Here is a 16,564-nt window from a genome sequence, read left to right on the forward strand (position 1 = left end):
CGACACGGCGAAGGGGCCGTCCCACGATGGTGTTGCATGATCATGCATGACTATGTATATACTTCACGCGTGTCCAAGGTTCTCACTTCTCTGCCTGTCGGCGAACGTGTCGGCATCGCCTTCTCCGGCGGCCTCGACACCTCGGTAGCGGTCGCGTGGATGCGCGAGAAGGGCGCGGTGCCGTGCGCGTACACCGCAGACATCGGCCAGTACGACGAGCCCGACATCGCTTCTGTGCCCGGGCGCGCGACGGCCTACGGCGCTGAGGTCGCCCGGCTGGTCGACTGCCGGGCCGCCCTCGTGGAGGAAGGGCTCGCCGCTCTGGCCTGCGGGGCGTTCCACATTCGCTCCGGCGGCCGAGGCTACTTCAACACGACCCCGCTGGGGCGGGCGGTCACGGGCACCCTGCTGGTGCGCGCGATGCTCGAGGACGGCGTGCAGATCTGGGGCGACGGCTCCACCTTCAAGGGCAACGACATCGAGCGGTTCTACCGCTACGGCCTGCTGGCCAACCCGTCGCTGCGCATCTACAAGCCGTGGCTCGACGCCGGTTTCGTCAGCGAGCTCGGCGGCCGCACCGAGATGTCCGAGTGGCTGCTCGAGCACGGCCTGCCCTACCGCGACAGCACGGAGAAGGCCTACTCCACCGACGCCAACATCTGGGGAGCGACCCACGAGGCCAAGGCGCTGGAGCACCTCGACGCCGGCATCGAGATCGTCGAGCCGATCATGGGCGTGCGGTTCTGGGACCAGAACGTCGAGATCGCCCCTGAAGACGTCACCATCGGCTTCGAGCGTGGCCGCCCGGTGACGATCAACGGCAAGGAGTTCGCCTCCGCCGTCGACCTGGTGCTGGAGGCCAACGCCATCGGCGGGCGGCACGGCCTGGGCATGTCCGACCAGATCGAGAACCGCGTCATCGAGGCCAAGAGCCGGGGCATCTACGAGGCGCCGGGCATGGCGCTGCTGCACGCGGCCTACGAACGGCTGGTCAACGCGGTCCACAACGAGGACACCCTCGCCGTCTACCACAGCGAGGGGCGCCGGCTCGGCCGCCTGCTGTACGAAGGCCGCTGGCTCGACCCTCAGGCGCTGATGTTGCGCGAGTCGCTGCAGCGCTGGGTCGGCATGGCGATCACCGGCGAGGTGACGCTGCGGCTGCGGCGCGGCGAGGACTATTCGATCCTCGACACGTCGGGGCCGGCGTTCAGCTACCACCCGGACAAGCTCTCCATGGAGCGCACGGAAGACTCCGCCTTCGGGCCGGTCGACCGCATCGGCCAGCTGACCATGCGCAACCTCGACATCGCCGACACCCGCGCCAAGCTGGAGCAGTACGCCGGGCTCGGCATGGTCGGCGCCGACCACTCGGCGTTGATCGCCGCCGCGCAGGCGCCCTCGACCAAGCTGATCGGCGCGATGCCGGAGGGCGGGGCCGAGGCGATCGCCTCCCGTGGCGAGGTCCCCGAGGACGAACTCCTCGATCACGCCGCGATGGAGTCGGGCACCGACTGACCCTCCGCTCCAGCAGATCGCGCAGTTCGCCGGCTCGGCCCGCGAGCTGCGCGCCATGCAAGGGCCAGGCTCACCGCGTTCTCGGCCCAGCCCTCATGCGGGCGCGAGCCGGCATGCGCTTTACTAACCGTCGTGCAACGTATGACTGGATTATTGGTCGGTGCGGTCTTCGGCGCGGTCTTCGTCGTCGTCAACGCGCAGAGCCCGCTGAACACCGTGACCGTGAACGTGCTGAGGGTGGCCGCCTGCCTGGCCGCCGCAGGGGTGCTCGCCATGTGGTTCGCCACCGCCAGGAAAGAACGGCAGGAGGGGGAGGCGCGAGCGCAGCGCGGCATGTTCGGCCGTGGCTATCTGCTCATCGTCGCCGCCGAGGTGATCCTGCTGTTCGGCGGGCTCAGGGTGCTGTCCGCCTGGGGGCTTCCCGAGCAGGCCAACGTGGCCTGGGTGGCGCTGGTGGTCGGCGTGCACTTCGTCGCGCTGGCGCCCGTCTGGAAGGACTGGAGCATCGCCGTGCCCGGCGTGGTGCTCACCCTGCTCGGCGTCGCCGGGCTCGTCATGACGCCGACGGCGGCCGTGGCGTGGGTGCCGGTCGTCAGCGGCGTGCTGTCGGGCGTCGTGCTCCTGGCCGGCGCCGTCACCCTGGGCCTGCGCGCCGTCATGCCCCGGACGGCCTGACGGCGCTGCTCGGCAGGTCCTGACTGCCCGGCCATCGGCACGGCCGATCCGCGCCGTTGACGGTCGCGCCGATGAGCTCCGTCAACCGGTTGGACAACCCTTCCTCCTCAGCGAACGCGCTCGTCGCCCCCGTGCGCCCAGCGGGGGCCGAAGCCGGGCGCACAGGCCGCACATGCCCGGTTCGCAGCCTCAGGCCCTCTCGCACACGAGAGATGTGATCAACCCGCCGTCTCACATTCTGACACAGGTGATTTACATACGGCTACCCCAAACTTTAGATTCAGGACATACGCTCTCGGGCGCATGTTTCCTGGCAAAGAATCAGGGACACGTCTGAGCCCTCGATGGAACGATGCAAAACCCGCCGGACCCATTCTGGAGACGGCTATATAACAGCAGGTCGAAACGTAAAAAGCAGCCCCCGGAGAGGGGGTCTGGCATGTGACGCCGGAGAGCACCGAACCGCCACCGTCTGTCACAGAATCTTCATGTTCGGCTTGACCTAAAGGACCGAAACTCCGTAGTTTTGGCCGTCGTTCGGCATGCTTGGGGCCGCAACGAGCGATGCGCGACGCCCGCCCCGGGCCCGGCCCGGCTTGAGGTCGCGAATGGACGGGGGAGGCGATAGAGGCCAGCGGTCCGACCAGGAGCATCACCCAAAGTAACCGGGTTGGACCACTACGTAATCGGCTAAGGAGATGCTCGCCCGAACGGTGACGTCCCCGAAGGCCAGGATTCCGCCTCTGGACGATCGATCGGAGAAAGTCCGCTTCATGGAACCCACGTACCTTGTCTGCCTGCCCTTCGCCGGCGCTGGAGCGTCGTTCTTCCGTGGATGGCAGCGGCAGGCCCCCGACGAACTGAACATCCTGCCGGTGCAGCTGCCCGGCCGTGAAGAACGCTTCAACGAAGCCCCCTACACCGACGTCACCCGCGCCGCCGAGGCGGCCTGCACCCAGGTTCTGGCCAGGATCGACGGCGCCACCCCGCCCGTGGCGCTCTTCGGCCACAGTCTCGGCGCCGTGCTCGCGTACGAGCTGGCGAACCACCTCGCGAACGTCAGAGGCGTGCGGCCGCAACGGCTGTTCGTGAGCGGTTCGCCCAGCCCGTACGACGGGCGCGAGACCAAGGCCGGCGGCCTCAGCGACGACGAGTTCCTGGCCAGGGTCAGGGAGTTCTCCGGCTACACGCACCCGGCGCTCGAAGACCCGGAGATGCGTTCGCTGCTGCTGCCCGTGATCCGGGCCGACGTCGAGATGCACGAGACGTACGAACCCGTCACGGACAAGCCGCTGCCGATCCCGGTCACCGCGCTGCGGGGCCGCGAAGACGAGCTGGTCGACACGGCGCAGATCGCGCAGTGGGAGCGGGTCACCAGCACGGAGTTCAGCACCGCCGAGCTCGACGGCGGCCACATGTACCTGGCCGACGACCCCGCCCCCCTGCTCCGGCTGATCACCGACGAGCTCTCCAGGGACGGGACGTGACACTGCGCCTGGCCGGGAAGACGGCCGTCATCACCGGCGCGGCCCGCGGTCTCGGACGCGCCACCGCCCAGGCGTTCGCCCGCGAGGGAGCCGACCTCGTGCTGATCGACATCGCGCGCGACCTTCCCGGCGTCCCCTACCCGCTGGGCTCCTCCAGCCAGCTCCGGCACACCGAGGAGCTCTGCCGCCAGGCGGGCGTCGCCGTGCTGGTCAAGGAGGCCGACGTACGCGACCTGAGCGAGGTCGAGGACGCGGTGAGCATGGCGGTCGACCGGTTCGGAGGCGTCGACGTGCTCGTCAACAACGCGGGCATCGCCGCCCCGTCCGGCAAGGTGACGCACGAGATCGACGAGCACGAGTGGCAGCTGATGCTCGACGTCGACCTCTCGGGCGCCTGGCGGGCCATCCGCGCGGTCGGCAAGCTCATGTCCGAACGCGGCTCGGGCAGCATCGTCAACGTCGCGTCCACCGCCGGGCTGGTGGGCTACCGGCATTTCGCCGGCTATGTCGCGGCCAAACACGGTCTCATCGGCCTGACGAAGGCGGCGGCGCTCGACTACGCCCCGCGCCAGGTCAGGGTCAACGCCGTGTGCCCCGGCTCTGTCAGGGACGACCCGCAGGTCGAGGGCCGGATGCTGGCGGAGATCGCCCGCTCGCTCGACGTGCCCGTCGGCACGCACGAGGAGACGTTCCTGCAGGCCCAGCCGACCAACGCGCTCATCGAGCCCGACGCCGTGGCCTCCGCCGCCGTGTGGCTGGCCTCCGACGAGTCCCGCCAGGTCACCGGCAGCGTGCTCACCGTCGACGGAGGCTTCACCACGCGCTGACGCCCCGCCGACCCAGCCGTGCCGGCCTCCCGAACCCACTGGAGATCACTCTGTGTACCGCACCGTTGACGCCTGGCCGCTGATCCCCGCGGCCGGCCCGCCGTCCGGGCACTGCCATGCCCGGCGGACCCGGCTGCCCGCAGGCGCCGACGCCGCCCGGATGGCGCGGATCCTCGACCGGGCCGCCCGCCTCTGGTGGGGCGGGCCCGCCCGCCTGTGGGCGGAACGGGTTTCCGCCGCCGCCGGCTCGGCGGAGGCCGGGAGGAGGCTCGACGCCGAACTGTCCAGGCCGGTGCGCGCGGAAGGAAACGGGCTGCGGGCCGTGCTGCTCGAGTACGCTGACGGGCCCGCCGACCTGGTCCTCGTCGCGCACCGGGCGTGGTTGGACGCGACGTCGCTGCGGATGGTGGCCGAGGTGCTCACCGAGCGGGTTCCCTGCGAGCGCTTCCACGCCGGTCATACGCGCATGCCCGCCCCCGACGCCGAGCTGGTCAAACGGTGGCAGGAGGCCGACTACTCGGGAGCCACCGTCGAATGGGCGGCCGGGGACGCCACGGCGGGGAACCGTACCGGGGTGGTGAGCGTACCGGTCCGCGAGTCGGCGCACCTGGCCGCCCGGATCGCGGTGGCGGCCGCGCTGGTCCTGGGACGGTACGAGGGCCGGCGCTGCCCCGTGATCGGCGCGCTGGCCGGGCTGCCCTCGCGGCCGGAGGGAGCGCTGGGGGCGTACGACGCCGGGACGCTGCTGGCGGTGGACCTGTCCGGCGCCGCCACGACGGGCGAGCTGGTGGCCCGGAGCGCCCGGATCCTCGACGGCGACGGCGGATGGTGCGACTCCCGCCGGTACGAGGCGCTGTGCGCGGAGACGGGCGGCCGGGTCCTGGCCGGGCTCCTGGCCACTCCCTACGGCGAGGACACGCCCCGCCAGACGCCCGACGAGGACGTCGTCCCCTGCCAGACCGCTCCCTTCCCGCTCACCCTCGTACCCGGCCGGGACCCTGACGGCTCCCCCCGGCTCGACGTACGCCACCGGCTGGAGGACGTGGACGAGGAGTCCGCACGGCGGTTCGCCCGCCACGTCGCCCGCGTCCACGAGGTGCTGGCCGGCGACGACGACCTGGCCCCCGCCGACGTCGACCTGCTGGACGAGCCCGAGCGCCGCCACGTGATCGGCCTCGGCCGCCCGGCCAGGCCCTTGGAACGGCGGCCGGAGCGGATCGAGGAGATCTTCGCCGCCCGGGTCGCGGAACGGCCGCGAGCCGTCGCGCTCACCGGCGAGGACCGCACGCTCACCTACGCCGAACTGGACGAGCGCGCCGGCCGCTGCGCCGCCTCCCTGCACGGCATGGGCGTACGGCCGGGCGACCGGGTGGGCCTCTGCCTGGAGCGCACCCCCGACCTGGTGATCACCATGCTCGCCGTGCTGAAGGCCGGAGCCGTCTATGTGCCGATGGACCCGGCCTACCCGGCGGACCGGCTGGCGTACACGGCCGGCGACGCCGCGCTGCGCGTGATCGTTACCCATCGCGACCTCCCTCCCGCCAAGCACCTGACCGTCGTCTCCCCCGAACGGCTCGCGGCCGGCGACGACAGCGCCCTTGACGGCGGCTCTCTCGACGGCGGGGGCGCGCCGGAGCGGGGCGGCCCGGACGACGCCGCGTACGTCATCTACACCTCCGGTTCGACCGGCCGCCCCAAGGGCGTCGTGGTGCCGCACAGGAACGTCGTCGCCCTCCTGACGGCCACCGAGGACGACTTCGGGCTCGGTCCTGGCGACACCTGGTCGAACTTCCACTCCAGCGCCTTCGACTTCTCCGTCTGGGAGATCTGGGGCGCGCTGCTCACCGGGGGCCGGCTGGTCCTGGTCCCGTACTGGGTCTCCAGGTCGCCTGACGAGTTCCACGAGCTGCTGGTGCGCGAGCGGGTCACCGTACTCAGCCAGACCCCGTCCGCCTTCGCCCAGCTCATGGAGGCCGACCGGCTCCGGGACGAGCGGCTCGCCGTCCGGCTGACGGTCTTCGGCGGCGAACCGCTCGACGCGCGCCCGTTGCTGGGCTGGTTCGACCGGTATCCGGACTGCCGCCTGGTCAACATGTACGGCATCACCGAGACCACGGTCCACGTGACCGCGCAGACCCTGGCCCGTGGCGACGCCATCGCCGGGTCCAGGTCGGTCGGACACCCGCTGCCCGGCTGGCACGTGTACGTCCTGGACGAGCGGGGCCGGCCCGTCCCCACCGGCGCGCCCGGCGAGATCCATGTCGGCGGGGCGGGAGTCGCCACCGAATACCTGGGCCGCCCCGAACTGACCGCTGAGCGCTTCGTCCCCGACCCGTTCGCCGGCGGCCGCATGTACCGCAGCGGCGACCGCGGCCGCCTGCGGCCCGACGGTCGGCTCGAGCACCTGGGCCGGCTGGACACCCAGGTCAAGGTACGTGGCTTCCGCATCGAGCTGGACGAGATCCGCAGCGTCCTGCTCGACGACCCCTCGGTGGCCTCGGCCGCCGTGGTCCTGCGTGACGGCTGCCCGAGCGACCCGCCCCGAACGGTCCGGCCGGGCGAACCGCGCGGGGCGCGGGCGTCCGGGCAGGTGGCCGATCACGCCCTTGCGCGGCTGGACGCGTACGTGACGCCCGCGGACGCCGATCCGGCCGCGGTGCGGCGGCGGGCGGCCAAGGTGCTGCCCGAGCACATGATGCCCGCCACCATCACGGCGCTGCCCGCGCTCCCGCTCACCCCGAACGGCAAGCTGGACGTCCGCGCCCTGCCGGAACCCACCTCGACCCCGCCTCCCCCGCCCGCCCCCGCGGAGGATTTCACCCGGACGCTCGCCGCGGTCTGGGAGTCGGTGCTCGACACGCCGGTGGGGCCCGACGACAACTTCTTCGAGCTCGGCGGCAACTCGCTTCTGGCGATCCGGCTGGGGGCGGCCATGCGGGAACGGGGCCTGCCCGCGCTGCCGCTGCGCGAGCTGTATCTCCATCCGACGGTACGCGGTCTCGCGCGGGTGCTCGGCCATGAGTGAGGACGCGGGACTGCTGGACTGGCTCACCGGCGCACCACCCGCCGACGCCGAACCCCCGAGCCCGGAACCCACGGACACGGCGCTCGCGTGCCCGCCCGGTGCCGGGGTGCCGGAGGTGCTGGCGGCCTGGGGTGCGCTTCTCCACCACCACACGGGCCGGCACGACGTGGCCTTCCGCGTCGTCGGCGACGGGACGGACGACGTGGTCCGTTTCACGATCGACCCCGCCGGTACGCTCGCCGGCCTGGCGGCGTCGGTGACGCGCGCGCTCCCCGCCGCCGAACCGCACACGCCGGATACCGGGCCGCTGCCCGTACTGGTACGCGGTGACGAGCGGGTGCCGGGCGCGCTCGTGCTCGGGCTGGACGGTGACGGGGCATGGCTGCGGTACGGCCCCGCCGACGACGCTGCCCGGAGCGCGGACATGGTCGCCCGCCACGCGACCCACCTGGCCGCCGTGCTGGCCATGCCGGCGGAGCGCACGATCCGCGACCTCGACCCGCTGTCCCCCGCCGAACACGCAAGCCTCGAGCGCTGGAACGACACCGCCACCGGCTACCAGCGGGAAGCACGGATCGAGCAGCTGTTCGCCGAGCAGGCCGAGCGGGCCCCCGCCCATCCGGCCGTGGTGCACGGGAGCACCACCCTCACCTATGCCGAGCTGCACCGCCGCAGCTCGTCGCTGGCGGGCTCGCTGCTCCGGGCGGGGCTGCGCCCAGGCGAGCCGGTCGCGCTGCTGTTGCCGCGCACCCCCGAGCTGGTCGTCGCGGCGCTGGCCGTGCTGAAGGCGGGCGGTTGTTACCTGCCCATCGACTCCACGACCGTCCAGGACCGCGTCGCGTTCACGCTGGAGGACAGCGGCGCGAGATTGCTGATCACCTCGGGACGGCCTCCCGCGACGCCCGCCGGGTCACGGGTCGTCGACCTCGGCGACCACGACTGGACGGCCGAGCCGGAGCCGGACGGGCCGGTGGTGGGCGATGCGTGCGCGCCCGCGTACCTGATGTACACCTCGGGCACCACGGGACGGCCCAAGGGCGTCATGATCCCCCACCGCGGCGTCGTGCGGCTGGTGCGCGGCGTCGGATACGTGCGCCTGGACGCCACCACCAGGATGGCGCAGGTGGGCGCGACCGGGTTCGACGCCTCGGTCTGGGAGATCTGGGGTGCGCTGCTCAACGGCGGCACGCTGCACCTCCTCGACAGGGAGACGTTCCTCGACGCCGAGGAGCTGCGGCGGTCGCTGGCCGATGCCGGCCTCACCACGGCGCTGTTCACGTCCGCGCTGTTCGCCAGGCTGGCCGACGAGGATCCGGCGGTGTTCCGGCCGCTGCGGGACCTGCTCGTCGGAGGCGACGTGCTCTCCCCCGAGCACGCGCGGGCCGTGCTGCGCGCCAACCCCGGCCTGCGGCTGGTGAACGCGTACGGGCCGACGGAGAACGCGGTCATCTCCACCGTCCACACCGTCGCCGGGCCGCTCGGCGCGCGGGTGCCCATCGGCCGTCCCGTCCCCAACACCGCCGCGTACGTGCTCAACCACGACCGCCTCCCGCTGCCCGTCGGCGTCCCGGGAGACCTGTACGTGAGCGGCGACGGCATGGCGACCGGCTACCACGAGCGGCCCGAACTCACCGAGCGGGCCTTCGTCCGTCATGCAAGGCGGCTGCTCTACCGGACGGGCGACCGGGCCCGCCGGCGGCCCGACGGCTCGATCGACTTCCTCGGCCGGGAGGACCGCCAGGTCAAGGTGCGCGGTTTCCGCGTCGAGCCGGGCGAGGTCGAGACGGCCCTGCTGGGCGTGGCGGGGGTGAGCGGCGCGGTGGTGGTGCTGCGCCGCAGGCCCGAGCCGCACCTGTGCGCGTACGTCGAGGGCCGCGTCGAGGCGGAGCACGTGCGGGCGGAGATCGAGCGGCGGCTGCCCGCCCCCATGGTGCCCGCGCACTTGGTGGTGCTGCCCGAGCTGCCGCTGACCCCCAACGGCAAGGTCGATCTGGCCGGGCTGCCCGCCCCCGAGGTCGCGAGCGGCGGCAGGGCGGCCCGGGACGAGGTGGAGCACATCCTGGCCGGGCTCTGGGAGGACGTGCTCGGCGTGCGCGGGATCGGCGCCGACGACCCGCTCGACCGGCTCGGCGGCAGCTCGCTGACCGCGACCCGCGTGTCCGCGCTCGTACGCCGCCGCTTCGGGGTGTCCTGCCCGGTGTCGGCCGTGTTGTCCGCCCGCACGGTCGCCGAGCTGGCCGAGACCGTACGGGCGGCGGACCGTACGCAGGTCACCGGGCCGCGTCCCGGCCTGGCCGCCGAGCGGACCCCGCTGTCGCCCCAGCAGCACGGCGTCTACGTCGAACAGGTCAAGGACCCCGCCGACACCCAGTACAACCTGCCGATCTTCGTGGACCTGCCAGGCCCGGTGGATCACGAGCGCCTGACGGCCGCGCTCGCCACGCTCGTGGAGCGACACGAGATCCTGCGCACCGAGTTCGCCGTCGACGGCGACGGCCACCCGTACCAGCGGGTCCGCGAACCGCTGGACGTCACGATCGACGTGGTGGACCTGGCGCCGGGCGAGGACCCCGACGCGTGGGCGGCGCGCTGGGTCCGCCCGTTCGACCTGGCCAGGGCACCTTTGTGGCGGGCGGCGCTGGTCCGGCACGCCGACGGCGCCCGGCTGGTGCTCGACGTCCACCACCTGCTCACCGACGGCCACGCCATGACCCTGCTCATGGGCGAATGGGCGGCGCTGGTCAGGGGCGAGCGGCCGGCCGCGCCCGAGCTGCGCTACCGGGACTACGCCCAGTGGGCGGCCGGGCCGGAGCGGCGGGCGCTGTCGGAGAGCCAGCGGCCCTTCTGGGAGGAGACGTTCGACCGGCCGGTCCCGCCGTTCGACCTGCCCACCGACGTGGCTGGGGCTTCGGTGCGCACGACGGAGGGTGGCCATCTCGCGTTCCGGTTCGGCCCGCAGCGGGCCCTGGCGGTCAGGGAGCTGGCCCGCGCCGAATCCGTGACGCCCTTCCACGTGCTGCTGGCCGCGTACACGGCCTTCCTCGGGCGGGTGAGCGGCATCGCGGATGTGACGGTCGGTACGGCGGCGTCGGGGCGGCACCTGCCGGGCGTGGACCGGGTGCAGGGCATGTTCGTCAACACGCTCTGCCTGCGGGCGCGCCTCTCGGCCGAGCTGCCGTTCCTCCAGCACCTGCGGACCGTGGCCGCGCACGCCGTGGCCGCCGTCGACCACCAGGACCACACCCTCGACACCGCCCGGTACGCGCGTCCGTCCGGCCACGGCAGGCACCCCCTTTTCGACACGTTCTTCGCGGTGCAGGACACCGGGCTGCAGAGGGTGGACTTCCTGGGCGGCCGCCCGCGCTGGCGGCCCGACGTCACCGGGCGCACGATCTTCGACCTCGACCTGCAGATCGAGGTCGAGCCCGACGACTACGCCGCCCGCTGGGCGTACGCCACCACGCTGTTCCTGCGACCGACCGTGGAACTGTTCCGCGACGAGCTGCTGGCGCTGCTCGACGCCGCGCTCGCCGACCCGGGCACGCCGCTCGGCGAGCTCCGGCGCGTCGCCGTGACCCCCCATGACCTGTCCGAGCTCGCGTTCGACTTCGACTTCTGATCTGGGTGAGGGAGCACATGCAATCCATCGAGAGCCTGGGCAGGCTCAAGGTCGCCGCCGCGCAACGTCCCCGCGAGGGCGCGTTCTGGCGTGCGGAGCTGGCGGCCCTGCCCGAACGCGCGGGCTTCCCCTCCGACCGCGGCTCAGCCGACGCCGGGTTCTCCGGCGGCCGGGGTGCACGTGACGCCGGCGCCTCCGTCGGTCGGGGCTCGGCCGGTGTCGCCGTCGCCGCCCGCGAGCTCGACCCGTCCCTGGCGGGCCGGCTGCTCAAGCTGGCCAGGGGCCGGGACGCCGCCCTGCAAGCCCTGCTGGTCGCCGCGGCCGGCGCGCTGCTCCAGCGGCACACGGGTGAGGACGAGGTCGTCCTGTCCGTGCCCGCCCTCCCGGTCGCGGGCGGGCCCCCGCCGCTGGCCGCCACGCTGCCGCTGCGCCTGCCGATCGGGCGCGACCGTACGCTGCGCAGCCTGCTCGGCGAGGTGGCGAGCCGGTTGCGGGCGGCGGCCGAGCACCAGGACTACCCGATCGAGCTGCTCGCCCGCTCGTCCGGCGCCGCGCCGCACGACGGCGACGACCCCTTCGCCGCGGTGCTCGTCGACGCGGTGCACGACTCGACGAACGACACGACAACCGCGACAGGCGATCCCGCGAACGCCCCCATGAACGGCCCCGCGGACGGCCCCGCGAACAGCCTCGCGGAGGGAACGGCGGACGGCCCCGCCAACGACCCCGCGGACGGACCGGCGGGTGGCGGGGGGTTCTCCGGGTTTCCTGTGGTCTTCTCCTTCGCCCGCCGGGACGACGGTCTGACGCTGCGGTTGCGGTACCGGCCCGCCACCCACGCCCCCAGCACCGCGCGGCGCCTGCTCACCCACTGCATGCTCCTGCTCGACCAGGCCAGCGCCCACCCGGACGCCGAGCTGAGCGCCCTGGACCTGCGTTCCGTCGCCGACCGCGCGCTGAGCGCCGGGGCGAACGCCACGCAGACGTCCTTCGACGGCCCGGCCCGGCTGGACGAGTTGTTCGACCGGCGGGTGGCGGCGACCCCTGACGCCGTCGCCCTGGTGGGGGACGGTTTCCGCCTCACCTACGCCGAGCTGGGCTCCCGGGTCAACCGCCTGGCGCACACGCTGCGCGCCCGCGGCGTGGGCCGGGACGACCTGGTGGCGGTGCTGGCCGACCGGTCGCCGGAGATGTTCACGGCCATCCATGCCGTGGTGCGGGCGGGCGGCGCCTACCTCCCGATCGACCCGGGCAACCCGCCGGAACGCATCGCGTACCTGCTGCGGGACAGCGGCGCGCGCCTGGTGCTGACCCAGCCCCACCTCGCCGGGACAGTGGCGGGCGCGGGCGCGGTGACCCTGGACATCACGGACGAGGCCGCGTACGCGCCGGACACGAGCCCGCCGCCCGTGCTCGGGGACGCCGGCGATCTGGCGTACGTCATCTACACGTCGGGGTCGACCGGCGAGCCGAAGGGCGTGCAGATCGAGCACCGCGCGGCCGTCAACCGGATCGCCTGGATGCAGCGGGCGTACCCGATCGACGCCGCCGACGTGATCATGCAGAAGACGCCCACGTCGTTCGACGTCTCGGTGTGGGAGCTGTTCTGGGGCGTGCTCGCGGGCGCCGCCGTGTGCCTGCCGGCGCCCGGCGCGGAACGCGACCCCGAGGCGCTGGTCGCGGCCGTCCGGCGGCACCGCGTCACCACGATGCACTTCGTGCCGCCGATGCTCGGCGCGTTCCTCGACTTCGTGTCCGGTGCGCAGGAGGGCCCCGACCCGCTGCGCCAGGTGTTCGCCAGCGGCGAGGCGCTGGCGCCGCACCACGTGCGGCGCTTCCGCGAGGTGATCCCGTCGGCCCGGCTGGTGAACCTGTACGGCCCCACCGAGGCCACCGTGGACGTCACCCACTACGCGTGCCGGGGCGACGAGACCCGGGTGCCGATCGGCTGGCCGGTCGCCAACACCCGCGTCCACGTGCTCGACGCCGGGCTGCGCCCGCAGCCGGTCGGCGTGCCGGGCGAGCTGTGCGTCGCCGGGGTGCAGCTGGCCCGGGGTTATCTGGGCAGGCCCGAGCTGACCGCCGAGCGGTTCACCGCCGCGCCGCACGCGGGCGAGGAGCGCGTCTACCGTACGGGGGACCGCGCGGTGCGGCTGTCCGACGGCTCCATCGAGTTCCTGGGCCGGATGGACCACCAGCTCAAGGTGCGCGGGCACCGCGTCGAGCCGGGCGAGATCGAGGAGCGGCTGCGGCGGCACCCGTCGGTGCGGGACGCCCTCGTCGTGGCGCGCGAGCCCGACGGCCTGCGCGGTTACGTGGTGTCGGCCGAGCCGATCCCGGAGGACGAGCTCAAGGAGCACCTGCGGCGGGCGCTGCCCGCGTACATGGTGCCCGCCCGGCTGGTGACGCTGGAGCGCTGGCCGCTCACGCCGAACGGCAAGCTGGACCGCCGCGCGCTGCCCGAGCCCGCCGAGGGCACCGCGTACGAGGCGCCGCGCACGCCGCGGGAGGCCGGTCTGGCCCGCGTCTGGGCGGAGGTGCTGGGCGTCGAGCGGGTCGGCGTGCACGACAACTTCTTCGCGCTCGGCGGCGACTCGATCCGTTTCGTCACCGTGCTGGCCAGGGCCCGCGCCCTCGGCCTTGACTTCACGTTCCGGCAGCTCTTCGAGAACCCGACGGTGGCCCGCCTCGCCGAAGTCGCCGGCGAGGACGGCACAGGCGACGACGGCCGGGTGCCGCAGCCGTTCGAGCTGCTCAAGCCGGAGGACCGGGCCAAGATCCCGGGCGGGGTCGTGGACGCGTACCCGATGACGCAGCTCCAGGCCGGGCTCGTCTTCCAGAGCGAGCTGTCGCACGGCACCGTCGAATATCACGACATCATCAGCTACACGATCCAGAGCACGTTCGACGCCGAGCGGTTCGAGCAGGCGGTGCGGATCCTCACCGCCCGCCATCCGATCTTCCGTACCAGCTACCAGCTCACCGGCTACACCGAGTACCTGCAGCTCGTGCACGAGGACGCGCCTAGCCCGCTGTCGATCGCCGACCTGCGCGGCATGACCGAGCGGGAGCAGGACGCGTGGTACCGGGACTGGGTGGAGCGGGAGAAGGCGCACCGCTTCGTGTGGGCCGAGCCCGGCCTGGTGCGGCTGCACGTGCACGTGCTGGCCGACGACCTGTTCAGGTACACGCTCAGCCAGCACAACTCGGCGCTCGACGGCTGGAGCATCACGCTGGTGCACACCACGCTGTTCGACGTGTACCACCGGCTCGTGGAGGGCCGGCCCCTGCCCGACGCCCCGGCCGGCAACCACGTGCGCGACTACGTGGCGCTGGAGCGGCGCTCGCTCGCGGACCCGGAGCACCGCGCGCACTGGGCGGAGGTGCTGGCCGGCGGCGCCTTCACCGAGCTGCCGAGGACCAGGGACTCGGCCGCGCCCGACGTCTTCCCCGTGGTGTTCCACGAGGTGGAACTGCCGTCCGGGTTGTCGGACCGGATCGTGGAGCTGGCCGGGAAGCTGTCGGTGCCGGTCAAGAACGTCGCGCTGGCCGCGCACGTGAAGGTGCTCTCGCTGATCAGCGGCGAGCGCGACGTCATCACGGGGTACGAGCACAGCGGCCGCCCGGAGACGGAGGGCGCCACCGAGGCCATCGGGCTGTTCCTCAACACCGTGCCGTTCCGCGCCCGCATGGAGACCGGCTCCTGGTCCGACCTGGTCCGCCAGGTCTACCGGTCGGAGGTGGAGCTGCTGCCGGCCCGGCGCTATCCGATGGCGCAGATGAAGCACGACCTGGAGACCCAGGACCCGCTGTTCGAGACGGCGTTCAACTTCACCCACTTCTACCTGCTCAGACAGCTGGCGGAGCGCGACGGGTTCGCGCTGCTCGACGTGCGGGCCAACTCGGAGACCGAGTTCGTGCTGCGCGCCGAGTTCTCCCGGCACTTCGTCACCGACGAGGTACGCCTGAGCCTGCACTACCACGCCCACCTCTTCGAGCCGTGGCAGGTGGCCAGGATGGGCGCGTACTACCGGGCGGCGTTCGAGGCGATGACGGCCGATCCCGACGCTCCGCATCATCTCGCCGACCTGCTGCCCGGCGAGGAGAGCGCGGCCCTGGCCGCGGCCGAGGAGTCGGAGGACCTGCCTTCGGAGGTGGCGGGGCTCCTCCCCCGCCCGGCCCGCCTGCGGTTCGCCGACGCGCACGGCATGCGCGTGCCGTTCGCCACCCCGGGCAGGGCCGTGCTCGTCGCGGCCGGCGACGAGAGCGTCACGGTGGACACCGGGCTGTACGGCCGCCGCCTGAACGGCCGCGTGGAGCTCATGCCCGAGCCGGAGCGCAGGCCCTTCCGCCGTTCCGCCGGCCGCAGCGGCGCGCGCCCGGGCGTCCGTCCCGAAGGCGCCGTGCAGCAGCGCATCGCGAAGGCCTGGGCCGCGGTGCTCGACGTGCCGGCGGAGTCCATCACGCTCGACAGCAACTTCTTCGAGCTCGGCGGCGGCTCGCTGTCGGCGATGCGGGTGGTCATGGAGATGGGCGGCCTGGTGACGCTCACCGACCTGATGCGCAACTCCACGCTCGGGCCGCTGTGCGCGGTGGCCGAGGCCAACCTCGACGCTGAGGCCGGGCTCGACGCGGAGCCCCGCCCCCGGCGCCTGCTCAGGCCCCTGACGGACGACCCGGACCGGGCCGCGTGCGCGCTGGTCTGCTTCCCGTACGCCGGTGGCGACGCCGCCAACTTCGAGCCGCTGGCCGCCGCGCTCGCGGAGAAGGACGGCCGCATCGCCGTCTACGGCGTCGACCTGCCGGGCCACGACGCGGGACGGCCCGGCGAGCCGTTCGTGTCCGTACGGGAGGCGGCCCGGCTGGTGGCGGACGAGATCCGCGCCGCCGTCGGGGCTCCCGTGCTGTTGTGGGGCCACTGCGTCGGCTCGGCGATCGCGGTCGAGACGGCCCGCCTGATGGAGGCGGCCGGCGCCCCGCCGCGGCACGTCGTCGTGGCCGGCAAGCTGCTGCACGACGCCGGCACCACCCGCGAGTCCATCCGGCAGGCGGAGGCGATGGGCGACGACGAGGTCGTGGCCTGGCTGGCCGGCGTCACGGGGCTCACCGGGCTCGACGCGCTCGACCCCGGCCAGGCCGCTTTCGTGGCGGGCGTGTTCCGGCACGACTCCAGCGCCGCCAACACGTACCTGCTCGAACAGGAGGGCGCGCCCCCGCTCGGCGTGCCCCTGACCGCCGTGTACGCCGCCGACGACCCGCTCACCCCCGGGTACGCCCGGCGCCACGCGGAGTGGTCGCGCTTCGCGAGCACGACCCGGCTGGCCGAGATCGGCCCGGCCGGCCACTACTTCTGCCGCACCGCCCCCGACGCCGTGGCCGCCCTCGTGCGCACGCTATGGAAGGAAGAGCGCTGAGC

Annotated in this window: 7 protein-coding genes; all 7 read left to right on the forward strand. The window is 73.2% G+C overall.

The annotated features are described in order from the left end of the window. The first annotated feature begins 69 nt into the window (after positions 1-69). Positions 70-1,515, forward strand: a complete 1,446-nt coding sequence (gene argG, locus ABGB01_RS13200) for an argininosuccinate synthase (RefSeq protein WP_347773560.1) — start codon at positions 70-72, stop codon at positions 1,513-1,515. 141 nt (positions 1,516-1,656) lie between these two features. After that, positions 1,657-2,190: a hypothetical protein gene (locus tag ABGB01_RS13205; RefSeq protein WP_347773561.1), complete on the forward strand. Its 534-nt coding sequence runs from the start codon at positions 1,657-1,659 to the stop codon at positions 2,188-2,190. Positions 2,191-2,963: 773 nt separating this feature from the next. Beyond that, complete coding sequence (locus ABGB01_RS13210) at positions 2,964-3,677, forward strand: alpha/beta fold hydrolase (RefSeq protein ID WP_347773562.1); 714 nt, start codon at positions 2,964-2,966, stop codon at positions 3,675-3,677. After that, the gene (locus tag ABGB01_RS13215; protein ID WP_347773563.1) at positions 3,674-4,504 is read left to right on the forward strand and encodes an SDR family oxidoreductase; all 831 of its coding nucleotides are present in this window, start codon (positions 3,674-3,676) and stop codon (positions 4,502-4,504) included. The genes ABGB01_RS13210 and ABGB01_RS13215 overlap by 4 nt, the downstream gene beginning before the upstream one ends. A gap of 52 nt (positions 4,505-4,556) precedes the next feature. Beyond that, entirely contained in the window at positions 4,557-7,529 is a 2,973-nt protein-coding gene (locus tag ABGB01_RS13220) for an amino acid adenylation domain-containing protein (protein WP_347773564.1), read from the forward strand. Further along, positions 7,522-11,148, forward strand: a complete 3,627-nt coding sequence (locus ABGB01_RS13225; RefSeq protein WP_347773565.1) for an amino acid adenylation domain-containing protein — start codon at positions 7,522-7,524, stop codon at positions 11,146-11,148. The genes ABGB01_RS13220 and ABGB01_RS13225 overlap by 8 nt, the downstream gene beginning before the upstream one ends. Positions 11,149-11,165: 17 nt before the next feature. After that, positions 11,166-16,562, forward strand: a complete 5,397-nt coding sequence (locus tag ABGB01_RS13230; protein ID WP_347773566.1) for an amino acid adenylation domain-containing protein — start codon at positions 11,166-11,168, stop codon at positions 16,560-16,562. Positions 16,563-16,564 lie beyond the last annotated feature (2 nt).

It is taken from the genome of Nonomuraea sp. B5E05 (assembly GCF_039880665.1).
GTDB lineage: Bacteria > Actinomycetota > Actinomycetes > Streptosporangiales > Streptosporangiaceae > Nonomuraea.

Bases quoted from the DNA above. Each gene is read 5' to 3' on its own strand.
- ABGB01_RS13205 (WP_347773561.1), top strand. From the start codon at position 1,657: ATGACTGGATTATTGGTCGGTGCGGTCTTCGGCGCGGTCTTCGTCGTC.
- ABGB01_RS13210 (WP_347773562.1), top strand. From the start codon at position 2,964: ATGGAACCCACGTACCTTGTCTGCCTGCCCTTCGCCGGCGCTGGAGCG.
- ABGB01_RS13225 (WP_347773565.1), top strand. From the start codon at position 7,522: ATGAGTGAGGACGCGGGACTGCTGGACTGGCTCACCGGCGCACCACCC.
- ABGB01_RS13230 (WP_347773566.1), top strand. From the start codon at position 11,166: ATGCAATCCATCGAGAGCCTGGGCAGGCTCAAGGTCGCCGCCGCGCAA.